We start from the raw sequence: 16,312 nt of genomic DNA, 5'->3' as shown, positions 1-16,312 counted from the left end.
CCGTGTCCACAACACCCCCGAAAGCTGTGTCCCGACCCCAGGATACGAACATGGTGACGCTGCGTCAGGACCTCGTCGGGTAGTTGTGCGTTGGCGGGGGCGAGTGGTGTATGCGGTCATGGATCCGCGGCCATGGATCCGGCTCACCACGACCGCGGGTCACAGCGGCATGGGGTCGATGTCGCAGTCGGTGCGATGTACCCGGTCGGCCACGTGGGTGACCATGGGGTGTGCGCTGCCCAGAGCGCGGCCGAGTCGGTCGAGGGCGAGGGCGTGCAGGGTGTCCGCCTCCTCGGTGCGGCTCAGGGCCCGCAGGTCCATCGCGAGGTTGGCGGCGCAGGCGAGGGCGGACGGGTGGTGCTCGCCGAAGACCTCGCGGGAGCGGCGCAGGGTCTCGGTGTCGAGGTCGAGGGCCGTTGCGGCGTCGCCGAGGGCGTAGTGGTCGCTCGCCAGGTTGGCGCGGCAGGCCAGGGTGGAGGGGTGTCGCTCGCCGAGGGCGGAGGTGAACTCCTTGAGGGCGAGGGCGCCGATGTGCCGGGCGGCCGGGGCGTTGCCCAGCCGGCGATAGGTGATGGCGAGGTTGGTGGCGGCGGCGAGGGCGTGGGGGTGGCGGCGGCCGTAGGTCTGCTCGTAGCGGTGCCAGGTCTCGGTGCCGAGCGAGAGGGCTGCGGCCGGGTTGCCCTGCTGACGCAGTTGGGTGCTTAACTCCAGGGCCGCGGACATGGATTCGGGGTTGTCCTCGCCATAGCGGCGCACGAGTTCGGCGTGGGCCTGTTGGGCGGTCTGCAGGGCTTCCTCGGGTTCGCCGGCCTTGCGGAGTGCGATGGCGAGGTGACGAAAGGAGGACAGGGCGAGCGAGTTGTCGGTGCCGAGCAGCGAAGCGATCCGTTCGGCGATCTCCCGGTGGTACGTCAACGCGAGCGAGCAGTCACCGAGTTCCCTGATATCGACACACAGCCCGAGCCAGGTGAGGAGCGTGCCCACGTAGTCCTGCCCGTACATCAGGGTCCAGCTCTGCCAGGTCTGCTGGTCGAGGTCGCGGGCGCGGGCGAAGTCGCCGACCAGACGCAGGCTGACGGCGAGGTTGTGGGCGGCGCGCAGGGTCTCGGGGTCGTCGGGGCCGAGCAGACGGAGGTACTGCTGGTGGACCGATTCGGACAGTTCGAGTGCCTTTCCGAACGCTCCCTGCACCCGACGGTCGATGGCGACGTTGCCCAGCGCGTCCGTGGTGTCCTGGGCCTCGGGGCCCATCGTGCGCCGATAGGCCTCCAGTACGGCCGAGTTGAGCGCCGCGGCCTCCGGGTACCTGCCCACCGTGAACAGCAGGAATCCGAGCCCGCGGGCGACCTGCAGGGTCTGCGGGTGGTCCTCGCCAAGGGACTGCGACCACGTCTCATGCGCGGTGCGGGCGAGTTCGAGTCCGGACTCGTAGTCACCCCAGCGCAGTAGATAGATGACCTCGTTGACGACGAGGTTGCGCACCCAGCTCTCCTCGGACTGGACCGCTCCGGAGGCGACCACATGGGGATACAGGGAGCCGTACCGCTCCCAATGCCTGGTGTTGTCGGGATCGTTGGGATCACTCGCCGCCAACAGGAGGTGGGCGTAATGCCGAAACCTGGGCTGTTGTCCGTCGGTCATTCGGGACATCACGGCGGCACGCACCAGGCGGTGCATCATCAGCGAACTGCTGCGGTGGCTGAAGCGTGCCAGTGAGTAACGCCCGATGTCCCGAATGGCCTGCCCCAGCCGGATCGGGTCTTCCAGGGCCGCGTCGAGCTCCGGGGAGAGCGAGCCCCTCGGCCTGCGCCCGAAGAACGATCGCGGAATCGGTTCGGGTGCGTAGAACGAGCAGGTCTGGAGGAGCTGATACGCGGCCGGACTGGCGGACTCCAGTTGATCGAGGGAGATGTTCCACGCCGCGATCACCGAGTGCTGGGCCTGCGGTGACGCCGTGTCCCGCAGCAGGTCAGCCTCCTTCTCGTCGAGCAGTTGAAGGTACTCGGCGACGGGCATACCGGTCTCGGCCTGCCAGGCTGCGGCCTGCTCGATGGCCAGCGGCAGGTCGCCGAGCGCCTCCGCCAGCCGGTCGGCGTCCTCGTCGCCGATCTCCGCACTGCGCGCGCTCAGCAGGAGCTTGCTCTCCTCCCGCCGGAAGACGTCGACCTCCAACGGCCGTGCGATACCGGTCCATTGAGGGTTGCGGGAGGTGATGAGCACGGTTCCCGGGCCACCTGACGGAAGGAACTGCCGTATGGCCTCGGGACTTTCGGCGTTGTCGTACACAAGCAGCCAGTTCGCGTACGGCTGCCCGGTGCGCAGCGCCTGCAGGACCTCGCCGACGGCAGAGGACGCGTCCCTGCTCGGCAGGCTCAGATGCGGGGCGAGTTCGACCAGCGAGTGGGAGATCCGCGCGGTGCGCTCTGCGGAGATCCACCACACGAGGTCGTACTCGTTCATCCTGTCGTACACGTACTGAACGGCCAGCGACGTCTTGCCGATCCCGCCCATTCCGTGCAGCGTCCGCGGAACGACCGCGGCGCCTCTGTCCTGGATCAGACGTTCCCGCAGTTCCCGCAGCAGGCCCTCGCGCCCGGTGAAGTTCGGGTTCCGAGGCGGGATGTCTCCCCAGACCGACGGGGCGTTCCGGCTGCGTGCAGCGCCTGCTTGCTCCCGTTCGTCGTCCGGCATCACGGGCTTCCCCTCTCGTGCCGTTCCGTCCCGGGGGTCAGGGGTCAGCCCGGAAACCCAGGTGGATCCGTCGGCTTCGATCGCCCGCTGAGCGCCCCGCGCATGCCGGCCAGCAGCCGCGTCCGTGCCTGTTCGACGGTCAGCCCCACCAGGTCGATGGAGACGAGAGTCGCCAGCAGGCCGTCCGGAAGGCACGGGGTGATCCTCACCGGGACGAGTCTGCGGGCGAATCCCGTTGGGTCCGCGCCCTGTGCCGTCTGCCATTCCAGGCGGCCGTAGACCGATTCCAGGTAGGCGGGGGACAGCACGGCCAGCGTGCGCTCGCACTCGGTCATGCCTCGCTCCATGCCGTGCTGCCGGTTGCTGCCCGGAACGAAGTCCCACTCCTGCAGCAGCACACTGAAACCGGCCGCTTCCAGTTCCCAGGCCATCCACACCGCCCAGCGAAGATCGACGGTCGTGTAGGAGACGAAGAAGTCCTTACGACCGTTTCGTGCAGGTCGGGGAGGGTTCGAGGGCGGGGGACCCCCGAGACCGGAGGCGAGTGCCGGAGCGGCCGGAGATGCGAGGCCGGGACGGTGGTGGGGCTCCCGTTCCTCGGCCAGGTCCAACACGCGCTGTGCGTTCTTGCCGTCCGGTTCCAGCAGCCGTAGCGCGGTCGCGAGCGCCTGCAGGCCACCGGGGGCGTGTACGCAATGGCGCACCAGCTTGACGCCCTGCAGGGTGGCTGTGACCTGGTCTTCCGCGTGCCAGGTGGGCAGCGGCCGGTCCAGTGCGGCGTCGGTCAGCCAGATGAGCAGAGCGCGTGTGTGCGGGTCTCCGAATGTGCCGGTGTGGAGCAACGCGTCCACGAAGTCCGTCTGCCAGTCGTCTGCCGGACGATCGCGGCGGCGGTCGTCGCTGCGGTCCACAACGCCCCCCAAGTGGTTGCCCTCGACCCAGGGTACGGGGCCCGTGACCGTGGGTCAGCGGGGTTCGCGGCCTGACCTCCCGGAGAACGGCCGACGATCGGTCGTGAGCCGCGGCGACGTGGTTCCGTGCCCGAGGTGACGCCCGGTTGCGCCCGAATGGCGTCCGAACCTGTTTACTTTCCGGAAATCCGGGCGTAGCCTCCAGCTGAAACCACAAGTTCGGGCATCAGTCGGGAGCGCTCGGACATCGAGGCGGAGGCGAACGGACATGTACGCACCGGAGCGGCAGCAGGAGATCCTCCGGCTCGCACGTGACGGCGGCCGGGTGGACGTGGTGTCGCTGGCCGAGGAGTTCCAGGTGACGGCGGAGACGATCCGCCGGGACCTGAAGGCCCTCGACCGCGCCGGCCTGCTGCGCCGGGTGCACGGCGGTGCCATACCGGCCGGGCGCCTCGACTTCGAGCCGGACCTCGCCGAGCGCGAGGGCACCTCCGCGGACGAGAAGGACCGCATCGCCAAGGCGGCCGTCGCGGAACTGCCCACCGAGGGCACGCTGATCCTCGACGCCGGTACGACAGTCGCGCGGCTGGCCGCCGCGATCCCGCTGGAGTCCGCGCTCACCGTCGTCACCCACAGCCTGCCCATCGCGGCTCGCCTCGCGGACCACCCCGGCATCCAACTCCACCTGGTCGGGGGGCGCGTGCGGCATCGTACGCGCGCCGCCGTGGACGCCTGGGCGCTGCGGGCGTACGGCGAGATCCGGGCGGACGTCCTGTTCGTGGCGGCCAACGGCTTCTCCGCCGATCACGGTCTGACCACCCCCGACCTCGCCGAGGCCGCGGTGAAGCGCGCGGCGGTGGCCGCGGCCCGCCGCGTCGTGCTGCTCGCCGACTCCGCCAAGCACGGCCAGGAGCACTTCGCCCGCTTCGGCGACCTGAGCGACGTGGACCTGCTGATCACCGACAGCGGGTTGAGCCCGGAAGACGCCACCGCCATCGAACGCGGCGGCACGGAAGTAGTGCGCGCATGATCCTCACCGTCACCCCCAACCCGTCCCTGGACCGCACCTACGAGGTCCCGTCGCTGGAGCGCGGCGAGGTCATCCGCGCCACCGGCGAACGCATGGACCCCGGCGGCAAGGGCGTCAACGTCTCGCGCGCCGTCGCGGCCGCCGGACAGCGCACGGTCGCGGTCCTGCCCCTGGGTGGTGCGCCGGGGGCGCTCGTCGCCGACCTGCTCGACGCGCAGGGCATCGAGGTCGCGCCGGTCCCGGTCGCCGGAGCCACCCGCTCCAACATCGCGCTCGCCGAGTCCGACGGGGTGCTCACCAAGATCAACGCGCCGGGGCCGGAGCTGTCCGCGGAGGAGCAGGAGCTCCTGCTGGAGACGGTCCGCGCGCAGTCGGGCGACGCGGCGTGGATCGCGTGCTGCGGGAGCCTGCCTCGGGGCCTCGCGCCGGCGTGGTACGCCGATGTCGTCGCGCGGGCGCACGCCGGGGGCGCGCGGATCGCGCTGGACACCTCGGGGCGTGCGCTCCTGGAGGCGCTGCGCGAGCGGCCCGACGTGGTGAAGCCGAACGCCGAGGAGCTCGCGGAAGCGGTCGGGCGCCCCCTGGCGACGGTTGGCGACGCCGTGAAGGCGGCCGAGGAGTTGCGAGAGATGGGCGCACGCGCCGTGCTCGCGAGCCTGGGCGCCGACGGGCAGCTGCTCGTCGACGACGCGGGCGCCTGGTTCGGCAGCGCACGCGTGGACGTGGTGCGCAGCAACGTGGGCGCCGGCGACTCGTCATTGGCCGGTTTCCTGATCGCGGGCGGCAGCGGCCCGGAGGCCCTCGCCTCGGCGGTCGCCCACGGCGCGGCCGCCGTCCAACTGCCGGGGAGCGTGATGCCCACCCCGTCGGACCTCGACCCGGCGGCGGTGACGGTGACGGCGGACGTACCGGTGGACCGCGTACTGAGGGAGCCGGTGTCATGAGCCTTTGCCTTTGTACGACGTCCAGGGCGGCGCGCGGTGTGGCGATTGGCGCCTCGATAGGCGGCGCTACGGCGCTCACGGGGGCGCGCGAGCCTGTGACGTGCGCTGCCGTGGAGCGGGGCGCTCTGGTTGACGGTGTTGCGATACGCGGCGATGCGGTGCGCGGTGCTGTAGTGCGCCGTGTACTGGCGCGCAGTGTTGCGACGCGCGCCGTCACGGCGCTCAACCCGGCGCGTGAGCCTGTGCCGCACGCCGCCCATCCGATCGTCGCGCCGCCCGCTGCGGCGAGCGCCGCGATGTTCCCCGAACCGGCCCCCGAGCGGCGAGACTCCCCGTTACTCGCCGCGGCCGACGGGAGGCAGGGCCACCTGAGCCGCCCTGCCGTCCTCGGGAGGCGGGGTTTCCCCGGCCCCGCCTCCGCCGGCCCCGATAGTTCCGCCACCCCCCACCTCACCCCCGTCCCCACCCCCGCCCACCCCACTCCCCGGGCGATACGCGTGCGAAGGAGCCCGCGATGAGCGAGATGATCACCGCGGACCTGGTCGACCTCGACCTGTCCGCCGATACGAAGGAAGCGGCGGCGCGTGCCCTCGCCGAGCGCATGGTGACCTTGGGCCGGGTGACCGACCTGGAGGGCTTCCTCGCCGACGTGGCCGCCCGTGAGGCGCAGATGCCGACCGGCCTCGACGGCGGCATCGGCATCCCGCACTGCCGCAGCGAGCACGTCACCGAGCCGACACTCGCCTTCGGCCGCAGCGCCGCCGGCATCGACTTCGGCGCGGCCGACGGCCCGGCCGACCTGATCTTCCTGATCGCCGCCCCGGCCGGCGCGGACGACGCCCACCTGACGATCCTGTCGTCGCTGGCGCGGCAGCTCATGAACGCCGAATTCACCGACGCGCTGCGCTCGGTGGGGGACGCGGCGGGCGCGGCAGCGCTGATCCGCGGGGACGAGGCGCCGACGGGCGCGGGCGCCGCTGCCGAGGGCGCTTCCCAGGGTGCCGCGCACGGCGCTGAGGGCGGCAATGGTGGGAGCGCGCACGGCGCTTCCGGCAGCGCCAAGAGCGCCGCGGGCGCCGCGGGCGCCTCCGAAGACTCCGCTGCGGCGCCGGGGGCGGCCTCCGTCGGCGCCGCAGCGGGTGGCACGGCCCCGGCGCCGGGCGCGAGTGTCGCGGACGCGTCCGCCCCGGCGTCGGGCGCCCCCTCCTCCGGCGAGCGCCCCTTCCGTATCGTCGCCGTCACCTCCTGCCCGACCGGCATCGCCCACACGTACATGGCGGCCGAGTCGCTGGAGAACGCGGGCCGTGACGCGGGCGTCGAGGTCGTCGTCGAGACGCAGGGCTCGGCCGGTTTCACCCGGCTCGACCCGGCTGCCATCGCCGCGGCGGACGGCGTGATCTTCGCCCACGACGTACCCGTCCGGGACAAGGACCGCTTCGCCGGCAAGCCGGCCGTGGACGTCGGCGTGAAGGCCGGTATCAACCGCCCCGGCGAGCTGATCTCCGAGGTGCGCGGGAAGGCGGCGCGCGGTGAAGTGACCGCGAGCGCCCCTGCGGGCGCCGGTACGCCGGTCGAACGCGCCGGCGACTCCGCCGAGGGCTACGGCACCAAGCTGCGCAAGTGGCTGATGTCCGGCGTGAGTTACATGGTCCCGTTCGTCGCGGCCGGCGGTCTGCTGATCGCCCTCGGCTTCGCGATCGGCGGATACAAGATCAACAAGGCGCCGTCGGTCATGGACCACTTCGTGTGGACCCAGGGCGACAGCTGGGCCGCGCTGCTCTTCCAGATCGGCGTCGTCTCCTTCGGCTTCCTGGTCCCGGTCCTGGCCGGCTACATCGCCTACGGCATGGCGGACCGACCCGGCCTCGTCCCCGGCTTCGTCGGCGGCTCGATCGCCCTCACCATCAACGCGGGCTTCCTGGGCGGCCTGGTCGCCGGTCTGCTCGCGGGCGGTGTGGTGATGGCGATCCAGAAGGTGAAGATCCCGCCGGCGGTACGCGGAATCATGCCGGTGGTGGTGATCCCGCTGATCTCCTCGGCGATCGTCGGATTCCTGATGTTCGTCGTGGTCGGCAAGCCCATTGCCTCCGCCCAGAAGGGCATGACCGACTGGCTCAACGGCCTCTCCGGCGCCAACGCCGTGCTGCTCGGCGCACTGCTCGGCCTGATGATGTGCTTCGACCTCGGCGGTCCCGTCAACAAGGTCGCGTACACCTTCGCCACCGCCGGCATCGCGGTCTCCAACCCGAGCGACTCCGCGATGAAGATCATGGCCGCGGTCATGGCCGCCGGCATGGTCCCGCCGCTCGCGATGGCGCTGGCCACCACGGTCCGCGGCAAGCTCTTCACCGAGACCGAGCGCGAGAACGGCAAGGCCGCCTGGGTCCTCGGTGCCTCCTTCATCTCCGAGGGAGCGATCCCGTTCGCCGCGGCCGACCCGCTGCGCGTGATCCCCTCCTCGATGGTGGGCGGCGCGATCACCGGCGCGCTGTCGATGGCCTTCGGCGCCACCCTGCGCGCTCCGCACGGCGGCATCTTCGTGGTCCCGCTGATCGGCAACCCCTTCCTCTACCTGATCGCCATCGCGGTCGGTACGTGCGTCACGACGGCACTGGTCGTGGTCCTGAAGGGCATGCGCAAGCCGGCACCGGGAGTTCCGACCGCCGGTACGGCGGACGGCACGGCCACGGCGGCGGCCGAGGCCAAGCAGCCGGTCGCGGCTTGATCCTTCGGCGTTCCGCGTGACGTTCGGCCGCAGTCCCCGGCGGGAGGGGGCTGCGGCCGGAAGCGCGTCCCTTTGATGCGCTGTGAGTTGTTCACGACACCTGAGGCATGCGCGGCACCTGCGAAGCCTGCGAGATATGTCACGGTCCGGGACCAAAGTCCCGGACCCTGGTGTCTACTGGTCCGCATGCCTGATGAGCACGTCTCGATCCTCCAGTCGCTGGGCGTGGTGGTACTCGCCCTCGCCGCCGCCATCTGGGTGTTCGGCCTGATCAGCCTCGTGCGCCGGGGCCACTTCGGAGTGGTCGTATGGCCCACGGGCCGCACTCTGCGCGCCCTGCCGCGCCAGCGCGAGTCCGCCCCGCCGCTGGAGTCCGTCGAGCTGACCCCGGCGGAGAGAGACGCGTTCGCGGGTCTGGTACGGCAACTCAGCAACGGCCACTGAGGCGCGCGACGCCCTCAGACCACCGGGCCGCCGAGCGCCGGGGGCGCGCGGCGCGCCGTGCGCGCCCCGTCAGGAAACCTGCGCCGCCCGCCGCTCCATCGCGTCCCGGGCCGCGTCCTCGGTGACGTACACCTCGCACATGTGCCGCCCGTCGGGCGTCGCCGTGTGCTCGACCTCCCAGAGGGAGACCTCCGCGCCGTCGCGCAGCAGGAACGCGTGCTCGTAGAGCGCGAAGCACAACCCGGCGCGGCCCGCGCGGCACGGGCGCCCGAAGGCCTGCGTGATCTGGTGCGCGAACGCGGTGGTGAGCAGCTCCGCCGTCTCCGCGCCCGGCCGGTCCGGATTCTCCGCACGGCGCAGAAGCCGGCGCGCGTGGTCCGCCGAGTCGTCCGGCACGTACGCGTGCCGGGGCTCGGGGATCGGCGACAGCTGCACCGTCACCGGCAGCTCGAAGTCCGGGGCGTCCGGCGGCAGCGGCAGGCGCGCGGTGGCGGCACGGAGCTCCTCCTCGTCGACGTACACCTCGTGCTGCGTCTCGCTGCCCGGCGCCGTGTTGTGCACGAGCTCCCACAGGGTGAGCGCCGAGCCGTCGGCGAGCAGCCAGGTGTGCCGGTACGTCTCGCGGTGCAGGCCCGCGCTGTGGTGCGCGGAGTGCAGCGAACTGTCGTGCGCCAGCGCGCAGTCGAGGCGCCGTATCGTCTCGTCCGGCAACTCGAAGGAGTTCAGGGCACGGCCGAGGAGTCGCGCGAGGTGCTCCTCCGGAGACTCGGGCGACTCGGGTGGTTCGTACGCTGCCGTCTCGTACGGAACGCTCAAGGTTTCTCCCGGCGTTGCTGCATGTCACCTTGTGGGTGCATACCGTAGCCCCTCGGTCGGACATCATGTCCGGGAACCGAGAAAACGTGCGCACAGAAAACGTGCGGGCCGTGTGAGAAGTTCCCACACGGCCCGATGATCCGTCAGAACCCGCTGTTCAGACAGCCCTTGACGCGATCAAGAAGGATTTCCGGACGATCAGGCGGCGCTGCCCGCGACCCACTCGCTCCACGGCAGGTTCCATCCGTTGAGCCCGTTGTCGGGCGCCACCGTCTTGTCGGGGGAGTTCTTGACGATCACCACGTCCCCGATGAGCGAGTTGTCGTAGAACCACTTGGCGGGCGTGGCGCCCTGCGCGCCCTGCACGTCGGCGAGGCCGACGCAGCCGTGGCTGGTGCCCTGCTTACCGAACGGCGGGTTGCCCTGGTTGTACCAGTAGTTGCCGTGGATGAAGGTCCCCGACTGCGTCAGACGCATGGCGTGCGGCACGTCCGGGATGTCGTACTCGCCGCCCAGGCCGACCGTCTGGCTGTTCATGCGCGTCTGCACGAACTTCTCGGAGATCACCATCTGCCCGTTGTACGTGGTGTGCTCCGGGCTGCCCGACGAGATCGGGATCGTCTTGAGCGTCTTGCCGTCGCGTACGACCGTCATGGTCTCAGTGTTCACGTCGACCGTGGAGACCTGCGAGCGCCCGATGGTGAAGGTGACGGTCTTCTTCTGCACCCCGTAGACGCCGTTCGCGCCCTCGACGCCGTCCAGGTCGATGTTCATCGTGACCTTGGAGCCGGCCTTCCAGTACGCCTCGGGCCGGAAGTCGAGCCGCTGCGCTCCGAACCAGTGCCCGACCACCTTCTGCCCGCTGCTGGAGGTGACCGTGATGTGCGACTGGACGGCCTTCTTGTCGCTGATGACCTTGTCGAAGTTGAACGACACCGGCATCCCCACGCCGACCGTGGTCCCGTTGTCCGGCGTGTACGTCCCGATGAAGCTGTTCGCCGAAGTCACCGTGGTGAAGATGGAGTTGGCGGCCGACGTGCGACCGTCCGCGTCCTTCGCGGTCGCCGAGATCTGGTACTTCGTCCCGCGCTCCAACTGCTCCTTCGGCTTCCAGACACCGCCGTTCGCGGACAACTCGCCCGCTACGGCCTGTCCCGTCCCCGCCACCGTCATCTTCACGTCGGTCAGCTTGCCGTCGCTGACCTTCACGCCGGTCGTGTTGATCGAGGCGTCGGTCGAGCCGTCCTTCGCCGATATGACGATCTTCGCCGTGGACGTCTTGGCCGACGCCTTGCCGCCCTTGCCGTCGTTCGAGGAGTTGGCATCGGCGTTGGCATTGCCGCCGCAGGCGGTGAGGGTGAGGGCGCCGACCATCAGGACGGCACAGGCCCCCAGTACTCGCCGCGCTGCTATGTCCGGCGTTGTCACGGGCTGCTCCAGGTTCATGTGATGTGCGTGATCCGCTCCAGTGCGTGGGGAAAGAGGGAATCGGTGGTCGCTGGGGTTCCCTCCAATGGCCCTGAGCGCTGTCACGTGACAGAACCGGGACAATCCGTGGGCGTGGGCGTGGGCGTGGGCGTGGGTGGTGTGCGGGCGTGGGTCGGTGGCGCGGGTACAGACACGGCTTGGGGGAGCACCGTCGGCGTTTCGCGCCTAGCCCACAGCGCGGCGCCCGTTGCGCGCCACACGCCTCTCTGCGCCTCTCACGCCTGCCTCGCCCCGTAACGGCCCCGCGTCACCTCGGCGCAAGCGGCTCATGCGCGCCCTCCCGCACGCCCCTACTCACGTCAGAATCAGCGCCCCGCACCGTCGCTCCCGCGCCCCCGGTTGTCGCGAGGCCGACAGGGCACCGACACGGCACCGATGCGCGCCGAAGCGCGCGCCGCCCGCGCCAGGCGTCACCGTCCCCCGTACAACTCCCCGTACGACGGCCACACCCCACCCGCCCCGTCCACCGACTCCGCAGCGCGCACGGCTCGTACGATCGCGCGCGTCACGACATCCGCGCCCGCCGCGAGGATCTCGTTGAGCGCGAGCGGATGCGCGGCGTCGAGCGGGCGCTCTCCCGTCGCCAGGGCGAACACCGTGTCCCCGTCGTTGAGCAGGTGCACGGGGCGTACGGCGCGCGCGATGCCGTCGTGCGCCGTGCCGGCCAGCTTCTGCGCCTGCGCCTTCGACAGGTCCGCGTCGGTGGCGACCACGGCGAGCGTGGTGTTCAGCGGAGGGGGCGCGTTCTTCGCCGCGATCTCCGCGAGGCGCCGGCGCGCGGCTTCATGGACATGCGCCTCCGGGTAGTTCACACGCCCCTGGAACAACTCCCCGTACAGAACGCCCGTTTCGGGATCCGCGGCCGCCCCCGCCGCGTTGGCCACCACCAGCGCGGCCACGGTGACCCCCGAGCCGAGAACGGCGCTCGCGGTGCCGACCCCGCCCTTCAGCGCCCCCACAGCGGCTCCCGTGCCCGCGCCCACGCACCCTTCCGGCACCGGCGCGCCGTTCTCACTCCCCGCGGCAGCCTCGACGGCGGCCCGCCCGGTGGCGGCGTCGGGCCTGGCGCGGAAGTCGCCGCCGCGCCCCAGATCGAAGACGCACGCGGCGGGCACGACCGGCACGACGTGCGCGGGATCCACCCCGACGCGCACCCCGCGCCCCTTCTCCTCCAGCCACGCCATCACCCCGGACGCCGCGTCGAGCCCGTACGCGCTGCCCCCGGTCAGCACGATCGCCTCGACCTTCTGTACGAGGTTGCGCGGGTCGAGGGCGTCCGTCTCCTTGGTGCCGGGTCCGCCGCCGCGTACGTCCACGGCGGCGACGGCGCCTCCCTCCGGGGCGAGCACGACCGTGGTGCCGGTGAGCCAACCGTCGCCGGTGCGGGTCGCGTGGCCCACCCGCACCCCGGCGACGTCCGTCAGAGCGTCAACTGTCATGACCCCAGTCTTGCCCGGCCGGGAAGCGGAGCGACCGTCAGGCGACCGGTGTCGTCGTGCGCTCCCCGCTCGCCCCGGCCGCCCCGCGCTCCCGGGCTGCCATGCGCGCCGTCAGCAGCGTCCCGGTCACCACCGCCAGCGCCGACACGATCCCCGCCGTGAACACCGCCCAGTCGCCCAGGAAGGTGCAGGCGATCACGAGCAACGCCGTGGTCGGGAGCACCAGTTGCTGGGCGATGCCCACCTTGTAGAAGCGGGAGTGCAGGGCCCAGACCGTGAGCAGGTACAGCGCCGTGGGCAGGGTGACCGCGGCCGACGCGGCCAGTGTGGAGATGTGCGCCTTGCCGACGGCCTGCTCCACCGCCACCTCCAGGCCCGCGCCGACCGCGGCCGCCGAGGCGAAGATCAGATAGTGACCGTAACCCCAGAGGAACGCCTGCCGGTTGGAGCGCAGGTGGCCGTGGATCGGCACGACGAAGTAGATCCACCAGGCGGCGAAGATGATCAGCAGCCCGCCGGCGGCGATCGGCAGCAGGTCGGCGAGGGCGTCGTGCTCGTCGATGCCCGACTTCACCGCGACGGTGGCCGCAGCGATCGTCTCGCCGAGCACGATGATCGTGAACAGCCCGTACCGCTCGGAGATGTGGTGCGGGTGCCAGGATGTGGGGTGGCTCCTCTCCGCGAACGGCGGCACACACATCTCCAGCAGCACCATCACCAGGAAGACCCAGGCCCGCGCGCCCTCGGGCAGGACCACCAGTCCCAGCCAGCCGACCATGCAGAGCAGCACGCCGCAGCCGTATCGCAGCGCCATGGTTCTCTCGGCGCCCTCGGCCGACAGCGCCGCGCGGAACCACTGCGCGGACATGGCGAGCCGCATGATGAGGTAGCCCAGCCAGACGACCAGGAAGTCGTGGTCCTCGAACGCGCGGGACACCCCGGCCGCCAGGACGAGCACGCCGGCGATCTGGACCAGGGTGACGACCCGGTAGAGGGCGTCGTCGTTGTCGTATGCCGAGGCGAACCAGGTGAAGTTCATCCACGCCCACCAGATGGCGAAGAACACCATCGCGTAGTTGAGGATGCCCTCGCCCGCGTGCCCCTCGGCGACGGCGTGCACCAGTTGGACGCCCGCCTGGGCGATGGCCACGACGAAGCACAGGTCGAAGAAGAGCTCGAGTGGTGAGGCGACGCGGTGCGCCTCGTCGCGGCCGCGGGCCGTGAGCCTGCGCAACGGTCTGTGGCTTCGGGGCGCGCCGGAGGAGCCGGCCGTGGGAGTCGAACTGGACGTCATGCGTCCAAGCACACCAGATAACCCGCCGAAATTCTTGTGAAGGGATTCACAAGCGGGTAGGGGTCGAAAGACCCATCGAAAAGGCCAGGTCAAGCGGCCCAAACGCCGATCTTCCGGTTCGAATTCGGGACCTTGGTCCTTCAATCGGGGACCAACGCGGCCCCCGGGGACGCGCACGCGGGCGTGCAATGGATCCGTACCCACGAAGCGATGCGGAAGGCGCGGGCCATGACTGTCACCCCTGCGGAAACCACGAACGTCACCCCTGCCGAGGAGACGCCGCACGAGCCGTCGCCGCAGGGGGACGCCTGGACCGGCTTCCGGGGCGGCCTGTGGCGCGACACCATCGCCGTCCGCGACTTCGTCCAGCACAACTACGTTCCCTACGAGGGCGACGCCACCTTCCTCGCCGGCCCCACCGAGCGCACCACCAGGGTCTGGAACAAGCTCCTGGCGATGTTCCCCGCCGAGATCGAGCGCGGCATCCACGACGTCGACGTCACGACCCCCTCTCGCATCGATGCCTTCGCGCCCGGCTACATCGACCGCGACCTGGACATCGTCGTCGGCCTCCAGACCGACGCCCCGCTCAAGCGCGCCATCATGCCCAACGGCGGCTGGCGGACGGTCGAAAGCGCGCTGAACGCCTACGGGTACGAGGCCGACCCGGCCGTCCGGGAGATCTACACCAAGCTCCGCAAGACCCACAACGACGGTGTCTTCGACGCCTACACGCCCGAGATCCGCGCATGCCGCTCCTCCGGCATCATCACCGGCCTGCCCGACGCCTACGGCCGCGGCCGCATCATCGGCGACTACCGTCGGGTCGCCCTCTACGGCGTCGACCGGCTGATCGTCGCCAAGCGAGCGGATAAAAGCGCAGTCGAAGTCCTCTGGCCGAGTGCGCAGGTGATCCAGGAACGCGAGGAAGTCGCCGAGCAGATCCGCGCCCTCGAAGAACTCAAGGCCATGGCCCTCTCCTACGGCCACGATATCTCCGGCCCCGCCCGCACCGGCCGCGAGGCCGTCCAGTGGCTCTACTTCGCCTACCTCGCGGCCGTCAAGGAGCAGAACGGCGCGGCCATGTCGATCGGCCGCATCGACGCCTTCCTCGACATCTACCTCCAGCGGGACATCGAGCGCGGCCTGCTCACCGAGTCCGAGGCCCAGGAACTCGTCGACGACTTCGTCATCAAGCTCCGCATCGTGCGCTTCCTGCGCACCCCCGAGTACAACGAGCTCTACTCCGGCGACCCCACCTGGGTCACCTGGTCCATGGCGGGCCTCGGCGAGGACGGGCGCCCCCTGGTCACCCGCACCACCTTCCGCGCCCTCAACACCCTGTACAACCTCGGCCCCGCCCCCGAACCCAACCTCACCGTTTTCTGGTCGCAGCGCCTCCCCGAGGCCTTCAAGAAGTACGCCGCCCAGGTCGCCGTCGACACCAGCGCCCTGCAGTTCGAGTCCGACGAGCTCATGCGCCCCAAGTACGGCGACGACACCGCCATCGCCTGCTGCGTCTCCGCGATGGCCATGGGCAGGCAGATGCAGTTCTTCGGCGCCCGCGTCAACGTCGCCAAGGCCCTGCTGTACGCCATCAACGGCGGCCGCGACGAGGTCTCCGGCAAGACCGTCATCGAGGGCTTCGAACCGATCACCGACGAGTACCTCGACCACGACACCGTCCTCGCCCGCTACGACGCCATGCTCGGCTGGCTCGCGAAGACCTACGTGCACGCGCTCAACGTCATCCACTACATGCACGACAAGTACGCCTACGAGCGCCTCGAAATGGCCCTGCACGACCGCGAGATCCTGCGCACCATGGCGTGCGGCATCGCCGGCCTGTCGGTCGCCGCCGACTCCCTGTCCGCGATCAAGTACGCGCGCGTGAAGGTCGTCCGGGACGAAACGGGACTCGCCGTCGACTACGTCGTCGAGGGCGACTACCCGGCGTACGGCAACAACGACGACCGGGCCGACGGGCTCGCCCAGTGGATCGTCCACGAGTTCATGGAGAAGGTCCGTCGGCACCCGACGTACCGCGACGCGGTGCACACCCAGTCGGTCCTGACGATCACCTCGAACGTCGTCTACGGCAAGAAGACCGGCAACACGCCCGACGGCCGCCGCGCGGGCACACCCTTCGCGCCCGGCGCCAACCCCATGAACGGGCGTGACGAGCACGGCTACATCGCCTCGGCGCTGTCCGTCGCCAAGCTCCCGTACGACGACGCGGAGGACGGCATCTCGCTGACCAACACCATCACCCCGGACGCCCTCGGCCGCACCCCCGGGGAGCGCGCCGCCAACCTCTCCGGCGTCCTGGACGGCTTCATGGCGAGCGGCGGCTTCCACATGAACGTCAACGTGCTCGACAGGGCGACCCTCGAGGACGCGATGGAGCACCCCGAGAAGTACCCCCAGCTGACCATCCGGGTCTCCGGCTACGCGGTCAACTTCGTCCGCCTCACGCGCGAGCAGCAACTCGACGTCATCGACCGCACCTTCCACGGTGCGCTGTAAGGGA

At 70.7% G+C, this 16,312-nt stretch carries 11 protein-coding genes; 5 read left to right on the top strand and 6 right to left on the bottom strand.

Annotated elements, in window-relative coordinates:
* Positions 1-159 precede the first annotated feature (159 nt).
* Positions 160-2,691: an FxSxx-COOH system tetratricopeptide repeat protein gene (gene fxsT, locus ACQEWB_RS20790; protein ID WP_432833122.1), complete on the bottom strand. Its 2,532-nt coding sequence runs from the start codon at positions 2,689-2,691 to the stop codon at positions 160-162.
* Between the two features lie 44 nt (positions 2,692-2,735).
* Positions 2,736-3,602 carry a toll/interleukin-1 receptor domain-containing protein gene (locus ACQEWB_RS20785; RefSeq protein WP_432833120.1) on the bottom strand — a complete coding sequence of 289 codons (867 nt, stop codon included), beginning with the start codon at positions 3,600-3,602 and terminating at the stop codon, positions 2,736-2,738.
* Between the two features lie 268 nt (positions 3,603-3,870).
* Here ACQEWB_RS20785 and ACQEWB_RS20780 point away from each other — a divergent pair, with 268 nt between their 5' ends.
* From ACQEWB_RS20780 to ACQEWB_RS20765, 4 genes are all read left to right on the top strand, one after another.
* Positions 3,871-4,632 (top strand): DeoR/GlpR family DNA-binding transcription regulator, encoded by a 762-nt coding sequence (locus tag ACQEWB_RS20780; protein WP_432833118.1) that lies wholly within the window; start codon positions 3,871-3,873, stop codon positions 4,630-4,632.
* Entirely contained in the window at positions 4,629-5,576 is a 948-nt protein-coding gene (pfkB, locus tag ACQEWB_RS20775; protein WP_432833116.1) for a 1-phosphofructokinase, read from the top strand. Before ACQEWB_RS20780 ends, pfkB begins: the two co-directional genes overlap by 4 nt.
* A gap of 514 nt (positions 5,577-6,090) precedes the next feature.
* On the top strand, positions 6,091-8,301 hold the full coding sequence (locus ACQEWB_RS20770; RefSeq protein ID WP_432833114.1) for a PTS fructose transporter subunit IIABC: 2,211 nt from the start codon (positions 6,091-6,093) through the stop codon (positions 8,299-8,301).
* 186 nt (positions 8,302-8,487) lie between these two features.
* Positions 8,488-8,745: a hypothetical protein gene (locus tag ACQEWB_RS20765; protein ID WP_432833112.1), complete on the top strand. Its 258-nt coding sequence runs from the start codon at positions 8,488-8,490 to the stop codon at positions 8,743-8,745.
* A 69-nt stretch (positions 8,746-8,814) separates the two neighbouring features.
* Here the strand turns inward: ACQEWB_RS20765 and ACQEWB_RS20760 are convergent, their stop codons facing one another.
* The 4 genes from ACQEWB_RS20760 to ACQEWB_RS20745 form a co-directional block, all read right to left on the bottom strand.
* Positions 8,815-9,561, bottom strand: a complete 747-nt coding sequence (locus ACQEWB_RS20760) for a DUF6227 family protein (protein ID WP_432833110.1) — start codon at positions 9,559-9,561, stop codon at positions 8,815-8,817.
* 198 nt (positions 9,562-9,759) lie between these two features.
* Positions 9,760-10,989: an Ig-like domain-containing protein gene (locus tag ACQEWB_RS20755; RefSeq protein ID WP_432833108.1), complete on the bottom strand. Its 1,230-nt coding sequence runs from the start codon at positions 10,987-10,989 to the stop codon at positions 9,760-9,762.
* 470 nt (positions 10,990-11,459) lie between these two features.
* The gene (locus ACQEWB_RS20750) at positions 11,460-12,488 is read right to left on the bottom strand and encodes a P1 family peptidase (protein WP_432833106.1); all 1,029 of its coding nucleotides are present in this window, start codon (positions 12,486-12,488) and stop codon (positions 11,460-11,462) included.
* Between the two features lie 37 nt (positions 12,489-12,525).
* The gene (locus ACQEWB_RS20745) at positions 12,526-13,782 is read right to left on the bottom strand and encodes a low temperature requirement protein A (protein WP_432833104.1); all 1,257 of its coding nucleotides are present in this window, start codon (positions 13,780-13,782) and stop codon (positions 12,526-12,528) included.
* Between the two features lie 228 nt (positions 13,783-14,010).
* Here ACQEWB_RS20745 and pflB point away from each other — a divergent pair, with 228 nt between their 5' ends.
* On the top strand, positions 14,011-16,308 hold the full coding sequence (gene pflB / locus ACQEWB_RS20740) for a formate C-acetyltransferase (RefSeq protein ID WP_432833102.1): 2,298 nt from the start codon (positions 14,011-14,013) through the stop codon (positions 16,306-16,308).
* Positions 16,309-16,312: the final 4 nt, after the last annotated feature.

Origin of the sequence: Streptomyces sp. CA-249302, assembly GCF_050936785.1 — a bacterium.
GTDB lineage: Bacteria > Actinomycetota > Actinomycetes > Streptomycetales > Streptomycetaceae > Streptomyces.
This window is presented reverse-complemented; position numbering and strand designations above follow the sequence as displayed.

Bases quoted from the DNA above. Each gene is read 5' to 3' on its own strand.
- fxsT (WP_432833122.1), bottom strand. From the start codon at position 2,691: ATGCCGGACGACGAACGGGAGCAAGCAGGCGCTGCACGCAGCCGGAAC.
- ACQEWB_RS20780 (WP_432833118.1), top strand. From the start codon at position 3,871: ATGTACGCACCGGAGCGGCAGCAGGAGATCCTCCGGCTCGCACGTGAC.
- pfkB (WP_432833116.1), top strand. From the start codon at position 4,629: ATGATCCTCACCGTCACCCCCAACCCGTCCCTGGACCGCACCTACGAG.
- ACQEWB_RS20770 (WP_432833114.1), top strand. From the start codon at position 6,091: ATGAGCGAGATGATCACCGCGGACCTGGTCGACCTCGACCTGTCCGCC.
- ACQEWB_RS20765 (WP_432833112.1), top strand. From the start codon at position 8,488: ATGCCTGATGAGCACGTCTCGATCCTCCAGTCGCTGGGCGTGGTGGTA.
- ACQEWB_RS20750 (WP_432833106.1), bottom strand. From the start codon at position 12,488: ATGACAGTTGACGCTCTGACGGACGTCGCCGGGGTGCGGGTGGGCCAC.
- ACQEWB_RS20745 (WP_432833104.1), bottom strand. From the start codon at position 13,782: ATGACGTCCAGTTCGACTCCCACGGCCGGCTCCTCCGGCGCGCCCCGA.
- pflB (WP_432833102.1), top strand. From the start codon at position 14,011: ATGACTGTCACCCCTGCGGAAACCACGAACGTCACCCCTGCCGAGGAG.